Source organism: Niveibacterium microcysteis (genome assembly GCF_017161445.1).
Taxonomy (GTDB): domain Bacteria; phylum Pseudomonadota; class Gammaproteobacteria; order Burkholderiales; family Rhodocyclaceae; genus Niveibacterium; species Niveibacterium microcysteis.
Genome location: NZ_CP071060.1, coordinates 2,722,451 through 2,739,946, shown reverse-complemented (window position 1 = coordinate 2,739,946; position 17,496 = coordinate 2,722,451). Strand labels below are relative to the sequence as shown.

19 protein-coding genes are annotated in these 17,496 nt (G+C 62.3%); 7 read left to right on the top strand and 12 right to left on the bottom strand.

The window, feature by feature from the left end; translation table 11 throughout:
• Positions 1–2 precede the first annotated feature (2 nt).
• The gene (locus tag JY500_RS12420) at positions 3–1,016 is read right to left on the bottom strand and encodes a quinone-dependent dihydroorotate dehydrogenase (protein ID WP_206252761.1); all 1,014 of its coding nucleotides are present in this window, start codon (positions 1,014–1,016) and stop codon (positions 3–5) included.
• A 173-nt stretch (positions 1,017–1,189) separates the two neighbouring features.
• Here JY500_RS12420 and JY500_RS12415 point away from each other — a divergent pair, with 173 nt between their 5' ends.
• Entirely contained in the window at positions 1,190–2,635 is a 1,446-nt protein-coding gene (locus JY500_RS12415; RefSeq protein WP_206252759.1) for an AGE family epimerase/isomerase, read from the top strand.
• A gap of 40 nt (positions 2,636–2,675) precedes the next feature.
• Here JY500_RS12415 and JY500_RS12410 read toward each other — a convergent pair whose 3' ends face one another.
• The 9 genes from JY500_RS12410 to JY500_RS12370 all read right to left on the bottom strand — a co-directional run bounded on the left by JY500_RS12410 (position 2,676) and on the right by JY500_RS12370 (position 9,487).
• Positions 2,676–3,575, bottom strand: coding sequence for a cation diffusion facilitator family transporter (locus tag JY500_RS12410; protein ID WP_206252758.1), 900 nt, complete (start codon positions 3,573–3,575; stop codon positions 2,676–2,678).
• Between the two features lie 5 nt (positions 3,576–3,580).
• On the bottom strand, positions 3,581–4,351 hold the full coding sequence (locus JY500_RS12405) for a flagellar brake protein (RefSeq protein ID WP_206252756.1): 771 nt from the start codon (positions 4,349–4,351) through the stop codon (positions 3,581–3,583).
• A 67-nt stretch (positions 4,352–4,418) separates the two neighbouring features.
• Positions 4,419–4,715, bottom strand: a complete 297-nt coding sequence (locus JY500_RS12400) for an EscU/YscU/HrcU family type III secretion system export apparatus switch protein (protein WP_172202939.1) — start codon at positions 4,713–4,715, stop codon at positions 4,419–4,421.
• On the bottom strand, positions 4,699–5,643 hold the full coding sequence (gene fliK / locus JY500_RS12395; RefSeq protein ID WP_246479613.1) for a flagellar hook-length control protein FliK: 945 nt from the start codon (positions 5,641–5,643) through the stop codon (positions 4,699–4,701). The genes JY500_RS12400 and fliK overlap by 17 nt, the downstream gene beginning before the upstream one ends.
• 227 nt (positions 5,644–5,870) lie before the next feature.
• Positions 5,871–6,206: a flagellar protein FliT gene (locus tag JY500_RS12390; RefSeq protein ID WP_172202937.1), complete on the bottom strand. Its 336-nt coding sequence runs from the start codon at positions 6,204–6,206 to the stop codon at positions 5,871–5,873.
• A gap of 11 nt (positions 6,207–6,217) precedes the next feature.
• Entirely contained in the window at positions 6,218–6,610 is a 393-nt protein-coding gene (fliS, locus tag JY500_RS12385) for a flagellar export chaperone FliS (RefSeq protein ID WP_246479612.1), read from the bottom strand.
• Positions 6,611–6,654: 44 nt separating this feature from the next.
• Positions 6,655–8,058 (bottom strand): flagellar filament capping protein FliD, encoded by a 1,404-nt coding sequence (gene fliD, locus JY500_RS12380; RefSeq protein WP_206252753.1) that lies wholly within the window; start codon positions 8,056–8,058, stop codon positions 6,655–6,657.
• 42 nt (positions 8,059–8,100) lie between these two features.
• The gene (locus JY500_RS12375) at positions 8,101–8,556 is read right to left on the bottom strand and encodes a flagellar protein FlaG (RefSeq protein ID WP_206252747.1); all 456 of its coding nucleotides are present in this window, start codon (positions 8,554–8,556) and stop codon (positions 8,101–8,103) included.
• A gap of 76 nt (positions 8,557–8,632) precedes the next feature.
• Positions 8,633–9,487: a flagellin N-terminal helical domain-containing protein gene (locus JY500_RS12370; RefSeq protein ID WP_172202933.1), complete on the bottom strand. Its 855-nt coding sequence runs from the start codon at positions 9,485–9,487 to the stop codon at positions 8,633–8,635.
• Here JY500_RS12370 and JY500_RS12365 point away from each other — a divergent pair.
• The 6 genes from JY500_RS12365 to pseG are packed head-to-tail and all read left to right on the top strand — an operon-like array spanning position 9,486 to position 15,798.
• Positions 9,486–9,779 carry a hypothetical protein gene (locus tag JY500_RS12365; protein WP_206252746.1) on the top strand — a complete coding sequence of 98 codons (294 nt, stop codon included), beginning with the start codon at positions 9,486–9,488 and terminating at the stop codon, positions 9,777–9,779. The genes JY500_RS12370 and JY500_RS12365 overlap by 2 nt on opposite strands.
• Positions 9,780–9,837: 58 nt before the next feature.
• A complete protein-coding gene (locus JY500_RS12360; RefSeq protein WP_206252744.1) occupies positions 9,838–11,928 on the top strand; it encodes a motility associated factor glycosyltransferase family protein in 2,091 nt (696 codons plus the stop codon).
• A gap of 3 nt (positions 11,929–11,931) precedes the next feature.
• Positions 11,932–12,927: a UDP-N-acetylglucosamine 4,6-dehydratase (inverting) gene (gene pseB, locus JY500_RS12355; RefSeq protein WP_206252743.1), complete on the top strand. Its 996-nt coding sequence runs from the start codon at positions 11,932–11,934 to the stop codon at positions 12,925–12,927.
• Positions 12,924–14,072 carry a UDP-4-amino-4,6-dideoxy-N-acetyl-beta-L-altrosamine transaminase gene (pseC, locus tag JY500_RS12350; protein ID WP_206252736.1) on the top strand — a complete coding sequence of 383 codons (1,149 nt, stop codon included), beginning with the start codon at positions 12,924–12,926 and terminating at the stop codon, positions 14,070–14,072. Before pseB ends, pseC begins: the two co-directional genes overlap by 4 nt.
• Entirely contained in the window at positions 14,069–14,764 is a 696-nt protein-coding gene (gene pseF, locus JY500_RS12345) for a pseudaminic acid cytidylyltransferase (protein WP_206252732.1), read from the top strand. The genes pseC and pseF overlap by 4 nt, the downstream gene beginning before the upstream one ends.
• Positions 14,761–15,798 carry a UDP-2,4-diacetamido-2,4,6-trideoxy-beta-L-altropyranose hydrolase gene (pseG, locus tag JY500_RS12340; protein ID WP_206252731.1) on the top strand — a complete coding sequence of 346 codons (1,038 nt, stop codon included), beginning with the start codon at positions 14,761–14,763 and terminating at the stop codon, positions 15,796–15,798. Before pseF ends, pseG begins: the two co-directional genes overlap by 4 nt.
• Here pseG and JY500_RS12335 read toward each other — a convergent pair.
• Complete coding sequence (locus JY500_RS12335; protein WP_172202926.1) at positions 15,777–16,283, bottom strand: GNAT family N-acetyltransferase; 507 nt, start codon at positions 16,281–16,283, stop codon at positions 15,777–15,779. The two genes, pseG and JY500_RS12335, sit on opposite strands and share 22 nt — an antisense overlap.
• Positions 16,280–17,491 (bottom strand): acyl-CoA reductase, encoded by a 1,212-nt coding sequence (locus JY500_RS12330; RefSeq protein ID WP_206252728.1) that lies wholly within the window; start codon positions 17,489–17,491, stop codon positions 16,280–16,282. The genes JY500_RS12335 and JY500_RS12330 overlap by 4 nt, the downstream gene beginning before the upstream one ends.
• Between the last annotated feature and the right edge of the window lie 5 nt (positions 17,492–17,496).

Below are 17,496 nucleotides of genomic sequence, written 5' to 3'. Positions count from 1 at the left end.
TGTCAGCGGGTGAATTCGCCCGTTGCGCGGATGGCCTCGGCAACCATGCCTGGGCCCTTGTAGATAAGCCCGGTGTAGATCTGTACGAGCTCGGCACCGGCCTGGAGCTTTTCGAGCGCGTCGGCTCCAGAGAACACGCCACCCACGGCAATGATCGGCAGTTCGCCAGCGAGCTGCCGGGCCAGTTGTGCAACGACTTCAGTCGAGCGCTGCCGAAGCGGAGCGCCGGACAAGCCACCCGTTTCCTGCGCGTGCGGCAGGCCGGCCACCGCATCGCGCGCCAGCGTGGTGTTGGTGGCAATGACTGCGTCGATGCGATGGCGGCGCAGCGCGTCGGCCATTTCGCCCAACTGCTCGCTCTCAACATCGGGCGCAATTTTCAGCGCGAGCGGCACATAGCGGCCGTGCTCATCCGCCAGTCGCGCCTGGCGGGCTTTCAGCGCGGCGAGCAGGGCATCGAGTTCCGAAGCGCCCTGCAGCTGGCGCAGGTTCTTTGTGTTGGGCGACGAAATGTTGACGGTGACGTAACTGGCGTGCGGATACACCTTGTCGAGGCAGGCGAGGTAGTCGTCCGCGGCCTTTTCGATCGGGGTGTCGAAGTTCTTGCCGATATTGATGCCGATGATGCCCTTGAACTTGGCGGCGCGAACGTTCGCCACCAGGTTGTCGACGCCGGCATTGTTGAAACCCATGCGGTTGATGATGGCTTCAGCGCGCGGCAGGCGGAACAGACGCGGCTTGGGATTGCCGGGTTGCGGGCGCGGGGTGACGGTGCCGATTTCGACGTGGCCGAACCCGAAGTTGGCGAAGGCATCGATGGCCTCGCCGTTCTTGTCGAGACCGGCAGCCAAGCCGATCCGGTTCGGGAAGCTGAGACCCATCACTTCGACCGGTTTGCCGCGCGCATTGCACACTGACGGAACGAAACCGCCGAAGTGATGCAGGCTCCAGATCGTCAGATCGTGTGCGGTTTCGGGGTCGAGCAGGAAGAAGAAGGGGCGGGCAAGTGAGTACATGGCGTGAATTTTAGCGCGAGAGGCTAGCAATGTCCGGTAGCGAAATTGCGGTCGCTGTGGCGGCGAAGTCGCCGGACTCTGATCCTGATCTGACAATCCGCATGGGAAGCCGTTAGGCTTTGCAGCGTCATGGCGATGAATTCGGGCACCGCTCGTCAAGAAAAGGAGATGACATGTCTAGTCGAGTTGTACGGATGTTGCTGGCGATGTGCTGCGTGCTTGCCGGCTTGCTGGCAAGTGGTGGGGCACTTGCAGGGCTGCCCACGGGCGAGCGCTGGCTGACACATGTGAAGCAGGATCTGCTGCCGTTCTGGTCCGGCGCGGCGGCGATGGGCAAGCCGATCGGCAACTTCCCAACCTTCCGCTGCAACGACGGCAGCGCGTTCGATCCGGAGGCGCCGTGCGAAGAGCTGAAATCGCCCCCCGCATGGATACGCCCCGAACTCGGGCGCAGCTACGTTCGCATGCAGGCACGCCAGACCTATGCCTACGGCGTTGCCTACCATCTGACGGGCGATGTCCGCTGGCTTGAGCTGGCGCGCGCCGGCGCGCGGCGTACCGTCGCACTGCTGGATCCGCAGTCCGGCTCGCCGACATGGTTCGAGGCGGGTCGGGGCGGCCCGGAACCTGCCGCGCGTACCGCGCAGGATCAGTCCTACGCCGTGGTCGGCATTGCGATGCTCTACTACCTGACGCGTGATCCGGCATTGGAGCAGGCCTTGATCGCCCATCAGCGCTACGTCTTCAGCCGTTACTGGGATGCGGACTGGAGCATGTTGCGTTGGGTTCCCAAGGAAGGGCCGGCGGATGAAGCCGCCAAGCAAGAGCTGGTGGCGCAACTCGATCAACTCAACGCCTACATGCTGCTTGTAGTGCCCTACTTGCCGGCCGAGGCGCGAGCGGCATGGCACGAAGGCATCCGGCGTGTGGCGAGGGCGCTGATCGACAAGTTCCATGATCCGGCGCGTGGCATCTTCTATGGCACGCTGGAACGCGGTGCGGAAAGCCGGCGCGACGGCGCTCGGCACAACGATTTCGGCCACACGATCAAGGCCTACTGGATGCTGATGCTGGCCGGCCGCGAACTCGGTGATGCCGAGCTTGAGCGTTTTGGCCACGATGGCGGCGCGAAGGTCCTCGATCGGGCCTGGGATGCCGAGAGTGGTGCCTGGGGATCAGCTTGGCACGGGCAAGAGGTGGATACGTCCAAGAGTTGGTGGATCTATGCGGAACTGGACCAGATGGCGAGCTTCCTCGCGCTGGAGCGGCCAGAGCTGGCATCGCGCCTGGAATCGAGCTGGCGGTTCTGGCTGACCAAGATGACTGCCCCGAACGGCGGCGAGATCTACGGCTGGGTTGATCCGACCGGTGCGGCGCCAGCGAATAGCCTACGCATCCACCAGTGGAAGAATGGCTACCACTCGTTTGAGCATGCGCTGGTGAGCTATCTGACGGCGCAGGCACTGGCGGGTAAGCCGGCGACGCTGCATTTCGCGTTGCAGCGTGAAGACAAGAACCTGCGCCCCTACCTCATGCAGGGCAAGGTGGTGTCGGTCAAGTCGCGGGATGGTCGGCAAGCGGTCGAGTTTGCGATTCCGGTTCAGAAGGCGAACCGCTGAATCACTGATCGCTTTTTGGGAGCGCCTAGCGGGCGCCCCTTCAGTGTACGAAGGGCGCCCGCATTGGCTCTACGTGCGTGGTCACCTGGGCGCCAGGAATTGCGGCGCCGATCGCTGCTTCGACGTCGTCGGCAAGCTGGTGCGCGCGCTCGACGGTCCAGTCCGGAGGGACCAGCAGATCCAGGTGCAGGAAGCGATCCTTCCCGGCGCGACGCGTACGAAGGTTCTGCCAGCGCACGCCCAGCTTGACGAAGCCGTCGAGCACAGCGACAGCGCTGGCTTGTTCCTGCGAATCCATTGCCTCGTCCATCAGGCCGCCGATGGCGCCGCGCATCAGGTGGGCGCCTTCCTTGAGGATGTGCGCTGCCACCAACAAGGCGATGACCGGGTCAAGCCACAGCCAACCGGTAAGCGGTACGAGAACGACGCCGACCAGCACACCTACCGTCGTCCACACATCGGTCATCAGGTGTTTTGCGTCGGCCTCAAGCGCGATTGAGTGAAGCCGCCGGCCAGCGCGAAATAGGGTCTGCGCCGTGGCAAAGTTGATCAGGGTGCTGAGTACCGATAGCGCGAGACCGATATCCAGGCTGCCCAGCGGCTCGGGATGGAACAGGCGCGGCGTGGCCGTAACGGCAATCGCAATGGCCGCGACGAAGATCAGCGTGCCTTCGAAGCCGCTCGAAAAATACTCTGCCTTGCTGTGACCCCAGGGGTGTTTGTCGTCCGGTGGGCTGTTCGCAATCAGCAGCATCCACAGGGCGAAGCCCGCACCGGCCAGGTTCACCACCGATTCAAGTGCGTCCGAGAGCAGGCCGACCGAGCCGGTTACCCACCAGGCACCAGCCTTGAGGCTGATCGTGGCGAGCGCTGCGGCGATCGAAAGGTATGCGTAGTGATGTGCGCTGCGCCCGACAGCGGTGGTCGGGGTATCCGTCATTGGCCTTATTGCGCGACGCGCGAGGCGCGGTCGCGCTCCACCTTGAGTATGTAGCGGTGGATGATGTTCGCTGTTGCGGTCTGTAGTCCAACGAACTGGCAGCCTGCGCGCAGCACCTCGGTGCCGTTGCGTTGGGTAACCCGGAAGATGTTGCGGACCTTCAGCGTAATCAGGATCGGCGGGCTGTCGGGAATCTCCAGCCGGCAGTTGGGGATCTCCATGTCCGGATGCAACTGGGCGCCACTCGGCGGCGCGACAATCGCCAAGCCGCCGCCGGAGAGATCGAGCACGCGGGCTTCATAGACGCGATCACCCGTTGCCGTGGGCATCGGAATGAAGCAATTGATCGCGTGTGCGACCGGCGCGACGAGGCGGAAGTACTCGCGGCGTTGCAGCCGAAGTAGTTTGTCTGGGTACTGTGCTGAGAAGGCCGGTGCGTTGTTGTGCTGCACCCGCACCATGCCTTCGAGGCGGAATTGCACCTTCACGCGATCGAGCTGTGTGATGCAGATGACGCTATCTGCGCGTTCAAGCGCCTCGTTGAGACCCGCGTCGGCAGCCACGTCGAGCACGAAGCTCTGGTCGTTTCCTCCAGCTTCCAGGACGGAAGTCAGCCCGAAGTTCGGTGAATCATCGGGATAGGCTGATATCAGCGCCCGTTTTGCAGCAAGCTGCTTGATCACGAAGCGGACTTCGCGCGGATCCCGCACGAGGTACTGGCTGTATTGACTGTCGGATTCAAGCAGCTCGAAACGCACGTTCGATGAGTTCGGCACAGGAGGTTTCAGTGGTGATGTTTTGCGGACAGACCCTGCGGAAAATATACCACGCAGCGGTGACGCTTCAGGGCTTACCGGACGGCGTGCCGCCTTGTTCGACGCGGTAGAGCCACGCAAGTAATTCGGCGACCGCAATGTACAGGCGAGGAGGGATTTGCGCGTCGAGATCCACGTCCATCAATAGCGATACCAGTTCCGGGGATTCGTGCACGAAAACCCCGGCTTCCTTTGCGCGCTCGATAATCTCGTGCGCGACCAGGCCGCGCCCCTTCGCGACGACTTTTGGTGCCGTATCGCCGGTCTCGTAGGCCAGTGCGACGGCCTGTGCGCGCGGCTGGGCGGTGTCAGCGGACGGTTTCATGTGCCACGGCGGCCCCGGTGAGCGGCACGCCCACCGCGTCGAGCGCGCTCCCAAGCTCATTGAGGGCGGCGTTGAGGCGGCCGACGGATGCTTCCGAATCTGCGGCGAAGTGGATCGCGACACCGGCCGAGGTAAGGAACAGGCGTGCCTCGACACCGCCGAGGGAGGGTAGGGTGACGCGAAGCGAGCTTCGCCATTCGGCTGGTTCCTGATCGGCTCCCCGGCCATGCGCGTCGTCGGGCGGTTGTTCGATACGCCACTCCATGGTCTGCCCCGGCCAGATCTGGCCTTGCCATGTCAGCTGTTGCGTGGTGAGGGCGTCCAGTTGATTCAACACGATCGGCGCCAGTTCGCGCGGCACCATTTGGGACACCAGCCCTTTTTCACTGGTCGATGCAGCGGTGCGGCCGGCGGCATCGGCAACTTCTGCCCGCTCTGTCTGCACATTGGTTTGTGCCACCGTCACGGGTCGTGATGGTGCTTGCGTAGATGCCTCGTTTGGCACCCGATTTTGCTCAGTCTGGGCACTTGCAGATTGCTCCGGCCCGGCCGGTAATGCGGTCTGGCCGAGACGGCCCTGCGGTTCAGCAAGAAGCTGGGCTGTGCTGAGTTTGCCTTCCACCCATTGCGCCTGGTGCGCTTCGTAGAACATGCCGCTTTGCGCGACCGCGCGTTGCAGCAACGGTGCGAGTTGCGCGCCATTCTGCGGTGGCCGCTGCAGGATCGGGTTGCCCTCGTTCAGTGCGGTCGGCGATTCGGCGCTTTCTTTGCCGGTGAGGAGCTGGCTGATCAGGCGCGCGGCGGGCGAGAGGTTCGCCTTGGATTGCTCCTGCGCTGCCGGTTCAAGCAAGCGTGCAAATACAGCTTGCGGCGTACTGTGGGTGACGACCAGCTCCAGAACGTCGCCGTTCTTGACTGATTGCGGCAACGAGAGCGTTAGCGATCTCCCGGCAACGAGAGCCTTGAAAGTGCCGTCTGGCAGCGGCTGAGCGATCTGTGCGGTGAAGCGTTGGCCCGGCGAAAGCTCAGGCGAGACGCTGCGAGTGGGCGTAACGCTTCCGACCTGCGGAAGCGGAAGGTCAAGCAGTGCTCTGAGGCGGGTGGCCAGGTCGGTGGGGATCATGCATCAATGTGCCTGGCTGCCGCCGCTGAGGTTCAGTCCGCTATGGCGCTGTAGGCGGCACGCATGGCCCGCCCGCGCGACGCGCCACCGAGAAGCGTACGCACGCCGTCGAGCCAAGGCTCAGTGTGGCGCCGCACTTCGCGGTCATCGGCGAGGATCTTCTTGATCAGCTCCGCCTTGCGCCGACGTTCGGCGTCAGACAACGGCGCCGCCGGACGCTCAAGCGGGTCTAGCGTCAACAGATCGTTCCGCAGGCGGGTGATCTTGCCTTCCAGTTCGGTAACTCGATCCCAGTCGTTCTCGCGGGCAGCAACTGCCATGTCGGCCGACAGGGTGCTCATCGTTTCGTACAGGGTTAGCGTCGTCATGCCAGCCTCCCTCAGGCCGCGTTGGCCTGGTCGCGAATCGCTTCCCAGGCGCCTTTGATTTCAAGCAGGAGCCCGGCAACTTCCTTGAGCGCGGGTTCGCTGCTGTGCAGGTTGGCGTAGAGCAGTCGCGAAACCATGTAGTCGTAGAGTGCCGCAAGGCGCTGTGCGAGTTCGCCGCCGGCATTCATGTCGAGACTTGCCTTCAGGCCGCTGTTGATGATCTCGATGGCCTTCGATATGGCCTGGCCCTTTCCGGCAACGTCGTTATGTGCGATCGAAACGGCCGCGCTGTTAACGTTGAGAATTGCGCCGTCGAAGAGCATGACGATCAGCAGGTGCGGATTCGAGGCCGCCACGTTCGACTCAAGTCCGACGCGGCTGTATGCATTGGCGGGTGATTGCATGGTGGGATACATCCTCGGTTCGTTCCGTTATGTGGCCGACGCGCTTATTTCAGGCGGGCGAGTTGTTGTTGTAGGTAGGCGCTCGTGACGTTCATCTGGCCAATAGTTGTGTCGAGCGTCGTGAACTGTTTGCGGTAGCGGTCCTCAATGGCCGTCACGCGGTCCTGCAAGGCGCTGATCCGGTCGTCGAGCGCGCTGATGCTCTTGTTGATCCCGTCTGTGCGCGAGGTGACCAAGCCGCCGGTGTCAAGCAGGGCCTTTGCTGTTTTCGAGATGCGCGTCGCAACACCATCGGTACCGGAGACTCCGGTAAAGAGCTGTGAAATGTCTTTTGCAGGATCTGAAATCGCGGCGTTCAATTTGGTGCTGTCGACCGCGAGTGAGCCGTCGGCTTGCAACGAGATCCCGATGTCGCCAAGCCGGGAATATCCCCCCGGCGCCCCGGAAACGGTGTTGACGGTAGCTGTCCGCATCTGTTGCTGAATCGAGCGCACCGAATAGTCGCCGCTCAGTGCCCCCGCAGTCTTCGTGTCTGCGTTGTATGCGGTCAGATCGTGCAAGACCTTGTTGAGGTCGTTGTAGGCCTTGACGAAGGTGTTGATCTTTGAGGCGACCGAAGTCGGATCCTTGGCGATCGTGACGGTCACCGGTGTTCCGGTCGTCTGCTTGGCAAGGTTCAGCGTCACGCCATCAATCGCATCGGTGACAGAGTTGCCAGAGCGGGACATGGCGACGCCGTCGACGCTGAACTGCGCGTCCTGCGCTGCGACCGATTGCGTAACGTTGGCGTCCTTCGTGCCTGGGCCGCCAGTTCCTGCGTAGTCGGTGTAGTTCAGGCCAGATACGCCTGACATCCGGATCTGGTTGCCTGTACCGCCGTTCTGCGAGGTTACGACCAGCCGGTACGGGGTTCCTGTCGAGGTGCCATCATTGATGATGGTGGCTGTTACGCCGAGGCCTGCGGCATTGATTGCGTCTCGCGCCCCCGCGAGCGACTTTCCGGTCAGGTCGATGTCGACGGATTTGCTTTCTGCAAACCCGTCGGCGGCCGTTGCATCGGCCTTGCCGAGTTCAAGCTTGAGGGTGCCGGTGAAGCTTGTTCCTGAGGCAAAAGCAGCCATGACCTTCTGGGCCTGGCTCAGCTGGGTGACTTCAACCTTATACGAACCGGCGACGGCTCCAGTGGTGGCGCTGGCAGTTACGACCGAACTGTCGGTACTTGTTGCCGTGTAGGCGGCAAAGCTTGCCGACGACTTCAGTGCGTCCGAGGCTGTTTGCAGCGACGACACGGCACTCTTGATCTGTCCCATTGCCGACAGCTGGGACCGCAGCCCGCTCTGCTGGTTTTGCAGAATGGTGATCGGACGCTTCTCGACGTTCATCAAACCCGTAAGGAGGGTATTGAGGTCGAGACCTGATCCGATTCCGAGACTACTGAATGAAGCCATGCTACTCACCCTGTCCTGAGTGCCATGCCAGGGGCTTGGCGCTCAGGCCTTCTGTTTCAGGAACACGCCACTTGCCTTCTTCTCGCCGTCCATTCGGTCGAGGGCCTTCGCAATCGCAAGCACCTCTTCACTTGGAATCTGGCGGATCACTTCTTTCGTGGCCGTATCTACGATGCGGACGATCGTGCGGCCAGTGTCTTCATCGATCGAGAATTGCAAGTTACGTGCCATCGGGTCCACGGCCTTTTTCACTTCCTGCATGGCCCGCTCGACCGCCTCGCGATCTGGCTGCTTCTGTGCGGTCTGCGTTTGCGGCGACGCCACTGGCTCAGATGGGTTGTCCGCTTGCGTGATCTTGACGGACTCCGAAGGCAAGACACCGCCGGCAGGATTTGCCTGGGCGGTGGGTCTTGCTTCTGCGCTATTCCGTATTGGCGAACCCGACGACGGCGGGAGCGCCCCTGGAGGCGAAGACCCTATAGATGGAATTGTCGTCATGTTGCCTTCTCCTACCCTGTCCGCCTTTGGGCGACCCGGTTAGGGCCGCCCAAGCCGGAGAGATTCGATTTCAGGGTTAGCGGAGCAGGCTCAGTGCCTGCTGCGGGATCGCATTTGCCTGGGCCAGGATTGCGGTGCCGGCCTGTTGCAGGATCTGCAGGCGGGTCAGGTTCGCAGTTTCAGCCGCAAAGTCGGCATCTGTGATGCGGCCGCGTGCAGCGGATTGGTTTTCGACTGCGATCGACAGGTTGCTGATGACAGCCTGGGTGCGGTTGATGGCGGCACCGAAATCTGCGCGGTTGGTTGTAACCGTGTTGATCGCCTTGTCGATGGCTGCGATCGCGCTGAGCGCCTGGGCTGCGCCGAGCGAGGCCTTAACGGCACCACCCACGTTGATGTTGCTGGAGCCAACCGACAGACCGCTACTGGCCATCAGGTTCTTGGTTGTCACCGAGATCTGGTTGTCAGAACTGGTGGCTGCGCCGACCTGGAAGCTGAAGCTCTGCGCCGACGAGTTCGTCAGTGCAAGGTTGTTGAACTTCGTGTTCTGCGCGATCCGGGTGATTTCTTTCTGCAGCGCGACGAATTCAACCGAGATGTTTGCGCGGTCGCTCGAGGTGTAGGTGCCGTTGGCAGCCTGCACGGCCAGTTCGCGCATCCGTTGAAGGTTATCGCTGATCTTGGATGCGGTGCCGTCTGCCACCTGCACCATCGAGATCGCGTCGTTTGCGTTACGCATTGCGACGTTCTGGCCGCGGATCGTGGAGCTGATGCGTTCCGAAATCGCGAGACCGGCGGCGTCATCCGCCGAACTGTTGATGCGCAGGCCGGAAGAGAGGCGCTGCAGCGGGTTGGCCAGCTGGGTCTGGGTCGTGTTGAGGTTGCGTTGCGCGTTCAACGAATAAACGTTGGTGTTGATGGTCAGTGCCATGATGAAACTCCTTGTCGTTCCGTTTCCGTATGTATTTGGCAACCGGCTTTGCCGGTTGATTCAAGCGTCGTTGCGCTTGTATTTGTTAGCGACGTTTGCTTGGAAAACTTTAGGAATTTCTTCGGCTTACCAAGCTTTGTGCGCCGCATTAAGTGCTACTACGGCGTATATGCGCTTGGGTTTAGGGGCAGATAAACCTGAGGGTGTGATTTCGGCCGGAAGCGCAGGAATACAGGGGCTTTCCCGTTGTTATCCGGCGCCACAAGCTGCCGGTTCTGGCACACAATCGTAGGTGGTGGCGCCCTATTCGTCCGGGAATAGCGTGGCCAATCAGGAGCGATGGCAACAACATGACTGAAGCTGAAAACACCGCACAGACCGAATGGACGCCGCTACAGGAGGCCTACATCCGCAAGCTGTATGCGACCTATCAGGCGAATCTCTACTTCCTGCGGGAAAATTTCCCGGCTGTTTTCGACACTCTGATGGCCACGCAGTTGCCCGCGCCATTCGAGGTGAGCCCGGACGCAGGCATCACGATCTTTAGCGGCAAACATGCCGGTGGTGTGCGCGACTTCACCGACCTGGGCCGGGTACTGCTGCGCGAGTTCGAACTAGCCACTGACGGAACTCGCATCTGGGTGGAGGCCGGTTACCTCGAGAACCCGGCAGAGATCACCGACTACGCGACGAATCCGGACTTCTTCCGCCCGGTTGAACAGGTGTATCGCGGGGAGATCGTTCGCCGCTTCCAGGCGCGCTGCCCGTTGCCGGAACAAAGACACCGGCGGCCCGTGTTCGGCGACCACGTGCAACCGGTGGTGATCGTGTTCGGCAGCGGCTTCGGCTGGCACCTCGAACGTCTTGTCGACGAGTACGAGATCTTTCACTTGTTCATCGTCGACACTGATGTCGAACGCCTGAACATGTCGCTGTACTTTGTTGACTACATCGCTCTGCACCAACGTTTCGAGCGCAACGGTCGAAGTTTCTCGATTGCGTTGCATGATGACAACGAACTGCTGGCGGCGAGTGTGCTCGCGACAATCCAGAAGCACGCCGCGCCGTACATGGTCCAAGGGGCGGCGCTGTTCTTCCACGATTACGACTCCGAACGCGTTCACGACCTGTGGGAGCGCATTAGCGCCGACATGGGCAAGCTGTTCCGGGGCTGGGGCTTCTTTGACGATGAGATGCTCGGCCTGCGACACGCCGTGGAGAACGCGCTGGCACGCCGCCCGGTTTTTGTGGGTGGCGCGTCGGTGCCAGACGACGCGGTTGCCGTTGTGGTAGGCGCTGGCCCCTCGCTCGACACACTGCTGCCGGTGTTGCGGGCGTACCGCGATCGTGTTGTCGTGTTCTCTTGCGGTACCGCGATCTCGGCACTTGCCAATGCCGGCGTTGATCCGGACTTTCATGTGGAGATCGAGCGGACCGCCGCCACCTACCGAATTCTTGACACACCGCGTACCCGTGCGGTGCTCGCGCGCACCCCGCTGCTGACCTCCGCGATCATGTGTCCCGCAGTGTTTGATCTGTCGCCGAACCCGGCCATGTTTCTCAAGGACATCGACTTCGGCTCGAACATGCTGGACTTCGACCGTCGTTTGCCGCGGGTACGTACCAATCCAACCTGTACAAATGGGGGGTTGGATCTGGCGCTGCAAATGGGGTTCCGCAAGGTCTACCTGTTCGGGGTCGATCTCGGCTTCCATCCGGACGGCGTACACCACTCACGCAACTCGATCTACTACAACGGCGAAGCGAAAGAGGGCTACCTTGCAGGGGTGGTCGCCGGCACGCACTGGATGCACAGCAATGGCAAGCCGGTACCCGGCAATTTCTGCGAGACCGTCTTGTCGACCGATCAACTGACGTACTCGCGGGACATCCTCCAGGTGTCTATCGCGGCGCACCCTGACGCGGTTGTTTACAACCCGAACGACGGTGCGCGGATCGCCTGGACTGAACGAATCCGGCCGGAAGAGATTCACATCGACGCAACGCCAGAATCTCGGCAGCTTTCAATTGCCGCGGTATCGCGCGCGTTCATGCGGGGTGTTCTCGACGACATGCCGGGCAATATCGCCAACCTGTTGGCGCAACTCGATGCGGTGATTGAAGACTTGTCAGAACTCTTCGCGCGGCCGATCACGCGTAAAGCAGATCTGTTCGTCCGGCTGGCCGACATGCATACCTACTTCTTCCTGCCTCGCCATCAAGAAAGTCAGGTATTTCCGCTCGTGCGGGGTTCGATGCAACACATGGGACGCTTTGCCAATGACTGTTTTTCGCTGATCAAAGACGAGGCGGCAGCGATTGAATACGGTCGGGAAGTCTTCGACCTCCTGCTCGACTTCCTCAAGGCGGGGCGCGAGAACATCCTGGCATTGCACACCCTCGCAAGTACGGGGAAACTCCCGGACAAACAGGAGGTGTGATTGATGTTCCAAGACAAGAGCATTCTGGTCACCGGTGGCACAGGGTCCTTTGGGCGGCGCTTCATTGCCACTGTGCTGGAGCGCTACAAGCCACGGCGCCTGATCGTCTTCTCGCGCGATGAACTCAAGCAGTACGAGATGGCGCAGCACTTCACCGATCCGTGCATGCGCTACTTCCTGGGTGACGTGCGAGACGGTCAACGCTTGATCCAGGCGATGCGCGATGTCGACTACGTCGTGCACGCGGCGGCGCTCAAACAGGTGCCGGCTGCTGAGTACAACCCGATGGAGTGCATCAAGACCAATATCCATGGCGCGCAGAACGTGATTGAGGCTGCGCTGGCGAACGAAGTGGAGAAGGTCATTGCGTTGTCGACCGACAAGGCTGCGAACCCGATCAATCTGTACGGCGCGACCAAGCTTGCCTCCGACAAACTGTTCGTTGCCGGCAACAACCTAGCAGGGCGCCAGCGCACACGTTTTTCGGTCGTGCGCTACGGCAACGTCGTCGGTTCGCGCGGTTCGGTTGTTCCGCTTTTCAGGAAGCTGGTTGCGGACGGGGTGGCCGAGTTACCGATCACCGATCTGCGCATGACCCGTTTCTGGATCACGCTCCAGGAGGGCGTTGATCTGGTGCTTGAGAGCTTTGCCCGTATGCACGGTGGCGAGGTCTTCGTGCCGAAGATTCCCTCCGCCCGGATCGGCGATCTGGCGGATGCCATCGCACCAGGGCTCGCCCGCAAGATTATCGGTATCCGGCCCGGCGAGAAGCTCCACGAGGTGATGGTTCCGGTGGATGACGCTTTCCACACGCTGGAGTTTCCGAATCACTACGTGATCAAGCCGAGCATCCAGTTCGTGACCGAGCCCGAATACGAGATCGATGCAACGGGCGATCGCGGTGTGCCGGTGGAAGATAGTTTTGAATACAGCTCCGGCACCAATCCGGAGTTCCTGACCGTCGACGCGATTCGCAGCCTCCTCGACCGCGCAACATGATTCCGTACGGCCGCCAGAGCATTTCGCACGAAGACCTGGCCGCAGTTGAGGCAGTCCTGCGATCTGACTGGCTAACGCAGGGGCCCGCGGTACCGCGCTTTGAGGCGGCGGTTGCCGATTACGTCGGCGCTCGCCAAGCGGTCGCCGTTAACAGTGCAACGTCCGCGCTGCACATCGCGTGCGCAGCGCTTGGCGTTGGTCCCGGTTCACGAGTCTGGACGGTGCCGAATACCTTTGTGGCATCGGCCAACTGCGCGCGGTATTGCGGCGCCGAAGTCGGATTTGTCGATATCGATTCGCGCAGTTATTGCATCGACGCAGCTGATCTTGAGCGGCGCTTGCAAGCCGCGCGCGCATCAGCGTCGCTACCGGATGTGCTTGTCAGTGTCGATTTCGCCGGGCAGCCCTGTGACTACGAAGCGATCGCGAAGTTGAAGGCGGAGTTTGGCTTCCGGGTCATCGAAGATGCTTCACACGCGATCGGGGCAACGCTGGGCGACTTGCGCGTTGGCGCGCTACCGGTAGCCGACATCACGGTGTTCAGTTTTCACCCGGTGAAGATTGTGACCTCGGCCGAAGGAGGCATGTTGCTGACAGCCGATGCGCGCATTGCCGATTCGGCCCGGCGGCTTCGCAGCCACGGGATTGAGCGCGAGCTGACTCGTTTGGAGAACAAGGACGAGGGCGGCTGGTACTACGAGCAACAGGAACTTGGCTGGAATTACCGGATCACCGACCTGCAGGCCGCGCTGGGCGCCAGCCAGGTCGCACGAATTGACGCATTTCTTGCACGGCGCCGCGCGTTGGCGCTGCGCTACGACAATGCGCTCGCGGCCTTGCCGCTTCAGCGGCCGTGGCAAAGGCCCAATGCGCTGTCGGCGTATCACCTCTATCCGATACTGCTGCGCGGTGCGGAGCAGCGCCGGCAGGTGTATGAGCGCCTTCGCGAAGCCGGAATCGGCGTGCAGGTGCATTACCTCCCGGTTCATCTGCAGCCTTACTACCGTGCTCAGGGCTTTGCGCCGGGCGACTTCCCGGTTGCCGAGTGGTACGCCGACCGCACCTTGTCGCTCCCGATCTATGCGGATCTCACCGATTCTGAGCAGGATCGTGTTATCGCCACGCTTACTGAGGTGCTCCGGTGAGGCTCTGCGTAATCCCCGCGCGCGGCGGCAGCAAGCGCATACCCCGCAAGAACATCCGATCCTTCGCCGGTCGTCCGATGATCGCGTGGTCAATCACGGCGGCGCTTGAGAGCAAGCTGTTCGACCGGGTCGTGGTGTCGACCGACGATGCGGGTATCGCCGCCGTGGCGCAGGAGTGGGGCGCCGAAGTGCCGTTTACTCGCCCGCCCGCCTTGTCGGACGACCATGTCGGCACGGCGCCTGTCGTGGTTCACGCGATTGACTGGCTGGCCGCGTCGGGCGAAGCGCCCACGACCGTCTGCTGCCTGTATGCCACTGCGCCCTTTGTTCGCGCGCAGGATCTTGTTGAGGCCGGATCGACGCTGCAGGACAGTGGTGCGTGTTTTGTCTTTACTGCGACGACCTTTGACTTCCCGATCCTTCGTGCGATCACGTTGAACGCGGATGGTGAGTTGGGGCCGATGTTTCCCGAGCACATCGGGAAACGTTCGCAAGATCTTCCGGAAGCCTTTCACGACGCTGGCCAGTTCTACATCGGCTACGCACAGCACTGGCGCGACAACGTGCCGATGTTCGGTCCCCGTTCCCGCATGTTCCTGTTGCCGCGCCATCGGGTGCAGGACATCGACACTGAAGAGGATTGGCGCCGGGCTGAGTGGCTGTTACGCGCGATGCGCGAAGCGGGCGAATGAGGGTCGTTTTCCGCGCCGATGCATCAGCTGTGATCGGCCATGGCCATGTCATGCGCTGTCTCGCGCTCGCAGAAGCGTTGAAAAAGCTGGGCGCGGAGTGCGTCTTTGTCAGCCGGCCGGGGGGAGAAGCAGCCGCCACGGCCATCGGCGCTGCGGGAGTTCCGCTACATTTGATCGACGCCGCAGAGAACGATCAACGTGCCGACGTGGCGGCAACGTCTGCGGCACTGGGGCGCCGTCCGGATTGGCTGATCGTCGATCACTACCGGCTCGATGCCGCTTGGGAAACGGCGATCGCGGATGAGGTTGGTGCGGTGATGGTGATTGATGACCTCGCCGATCGACCCCATCACTGCCAACTGCTACTCGACCAGAATTGGCACGACAGCCCGGTTGTGCGCTATGCCGGGCTTGTCCCGGCGCAATGCGAGACGCTTTTCGGCCCGGAATGGGCGCTGCTGCGGCCGGACTTCGCTGCAGCACGTTCGCAGCTGCGCCCGCGCCGGCCGGAAGTCGTGCGGATTCTGGTTTGTTTTGGCGGCGCCGATGCACCGAACGCAACGGGACAAGTGCTGCAAGTGATGGGCGAGCTTGGGCGGCGTGTCGAACTCGACGTTGTCGTCGGCGCGGGCAACCCGCACCAGGCTGGACTTCTCGATCTGTGCGCCGGGCTACCGCAGGCACATCTCACTGTGGGCGCGCGCGACATCGCGCAACGCATGCTGGCGGCCGATCTGTTCATCGGCGCCGGCGGCAGCATGACTTGGGAGCGCGCTTGCCTTGGGCTGCCGGGCATCACGATTGCGATTGCTGACAACCAGCTCGCGCTCAGTCGCCGGCTCGCCGAAGCAGGCGAGGGGGTTGATCTGGGCATGCTGTCGGGCGACGCGTTGGCCAGGTTACCGGCCGTGCTCGAGTCGATGTTGGCCGATCCCGTGCAGGTGCAAGGCATGGGCGCTGCCTTGGCGCGTCGTTGCGATGGTTTGGGGGCGAGCCGTGTGGCGCAGCGCCTCTATGGCTTGCGCGCGAGCTGAACCACCTCGAATACCGCCTCGCCGCGCCGGCGCTGGTAACGGCCGGTCTCGCGAAAACGGTGTCGTAAGTGCATCTGAAGTACGGCGGTGTTGAAGGTAAAGACTTCGCAACGGACTTCGCTTGCGCCGAGCTGTGTCTGGGCCCAGGCGAGGGAGGCGAGCTCCATGCCGTTCCAGGCGCGAAGCCGTTCCAGGCCATCCGAAAAGCCATCGGGATCGAGATAGAAACCCCAAAGCCAGGCCGTGTCGTCATCGGCGCAGCGCGAGAAGGTCACTACGCCGCAGGGGGTGCCACCATGCTCGATCACCAACAGATGGTAGTCGTCTCGAACCTTCAGGCTAGTCCACCAGCGGGCGTGCTCGGCTGCGCTGATCTCGTGATCCGTGAACATCACGCGGCGTACTTCCGGATGGTTGCGCCAACGCAGGATTGCCGCTGCGTCGGCGTCGATCGCCCTGCGCAGCACTGTGCCTTGGGCGCTCATGCGATCACCACATGCCGCGAGAACGCCATCAGCAGATCGTGCCCGTCCCAGTAGTCGCCAAAACGTAGTGCCTCGCCAATCGGCACGACGCGGTCCACCGCGCGGTCTGGCAAGGTCTGCGCCCACGCTGCGAGCGTCGCGCGGTCGAAACCGAAGTACGCGACGGTCTGATCCGGTGCAGCGAAGAGCTCACGGGTCTCGGCGAGGGTGTCGCGCGAGACTTCGTAGAACAGCCCGTAGCCGCAGTGCGCGCCCCGCATCTCCGGCGTGAAGGCCTGGACTGCGAGCCGCAGCGGCCAGTCGTCCAGGCGTCCAGTCAGTTTGATCTCTGCGACTGCCGCCGCACGGTGTGCAGCGACGAGGCGATTTGCGAGCTCACTGGCGTCCGGCGTCTCTGCGCGGCGCACCAGTTCCTCGCGCACGGCATGCCAGAAGCGGGGCTGAGCCTGCGCGATCGTCGCGGAGCCGCCGACCCAGATCACCGCGCGTGGTGACGAGCAGGCTTGTTGGGCAAACCAGAATGCGTCGTTGTGGAAGGCGCTGGCGAGCCGCGCAAGCGTGTCGTCGTCTGCCGCCATGACCGCTTCGGCATTGATGAGTGCCCACGACTGACGATCGGGGAAGACAAGCTCCGTCGCCAGCGGTGGCAGGGCAATGCCTCGGAAGTGGGCGACCGTCTCGTTACCGCCCCACACAACGCGCAGATCGCAGTGTGCCGAGAGTGCCGCGCTCACAGTGTCGTCGCGTTGATAAGCCACTACCGCGTTGCAGGCGGCTACCTGCGGATGGGCGGCGAGTGTGTCGCCGAGCAGCTTGAGCAAGGTCGCACGGTGCGCGTTATCGCGACGAGAAATCCTGACGATGTTTCGGTTGCCGCAGAGCAGGGAAAGGAACCAGCTGTAGACAAACACGGCGTCGACGTTTGCCGGTGCAACATGAAAAACGACGCCGCGCGCGCGCAGCACGCCGTTGGCGGCAAGCGCTTCATGTCTGCGCCGCAGTGTCTCGATGGCCGCGGGGCGGAACCAATAGCCCAAGGCGACCAGTTCGGGGGCGCTGCGCAGCGCATGGTCCTGCAGCAAGCGTGCGGAGAACTCGGCCAGAAAAGCGAGCGTGCTTGCGTCGAAGGCTCGCAGCCTGTTTGCCGCGAGGCCGTCGAGCTGGGCGTGCGCATCGCCATCGCTGCGGGAGGGGAGAATCAGATCCATAGGCA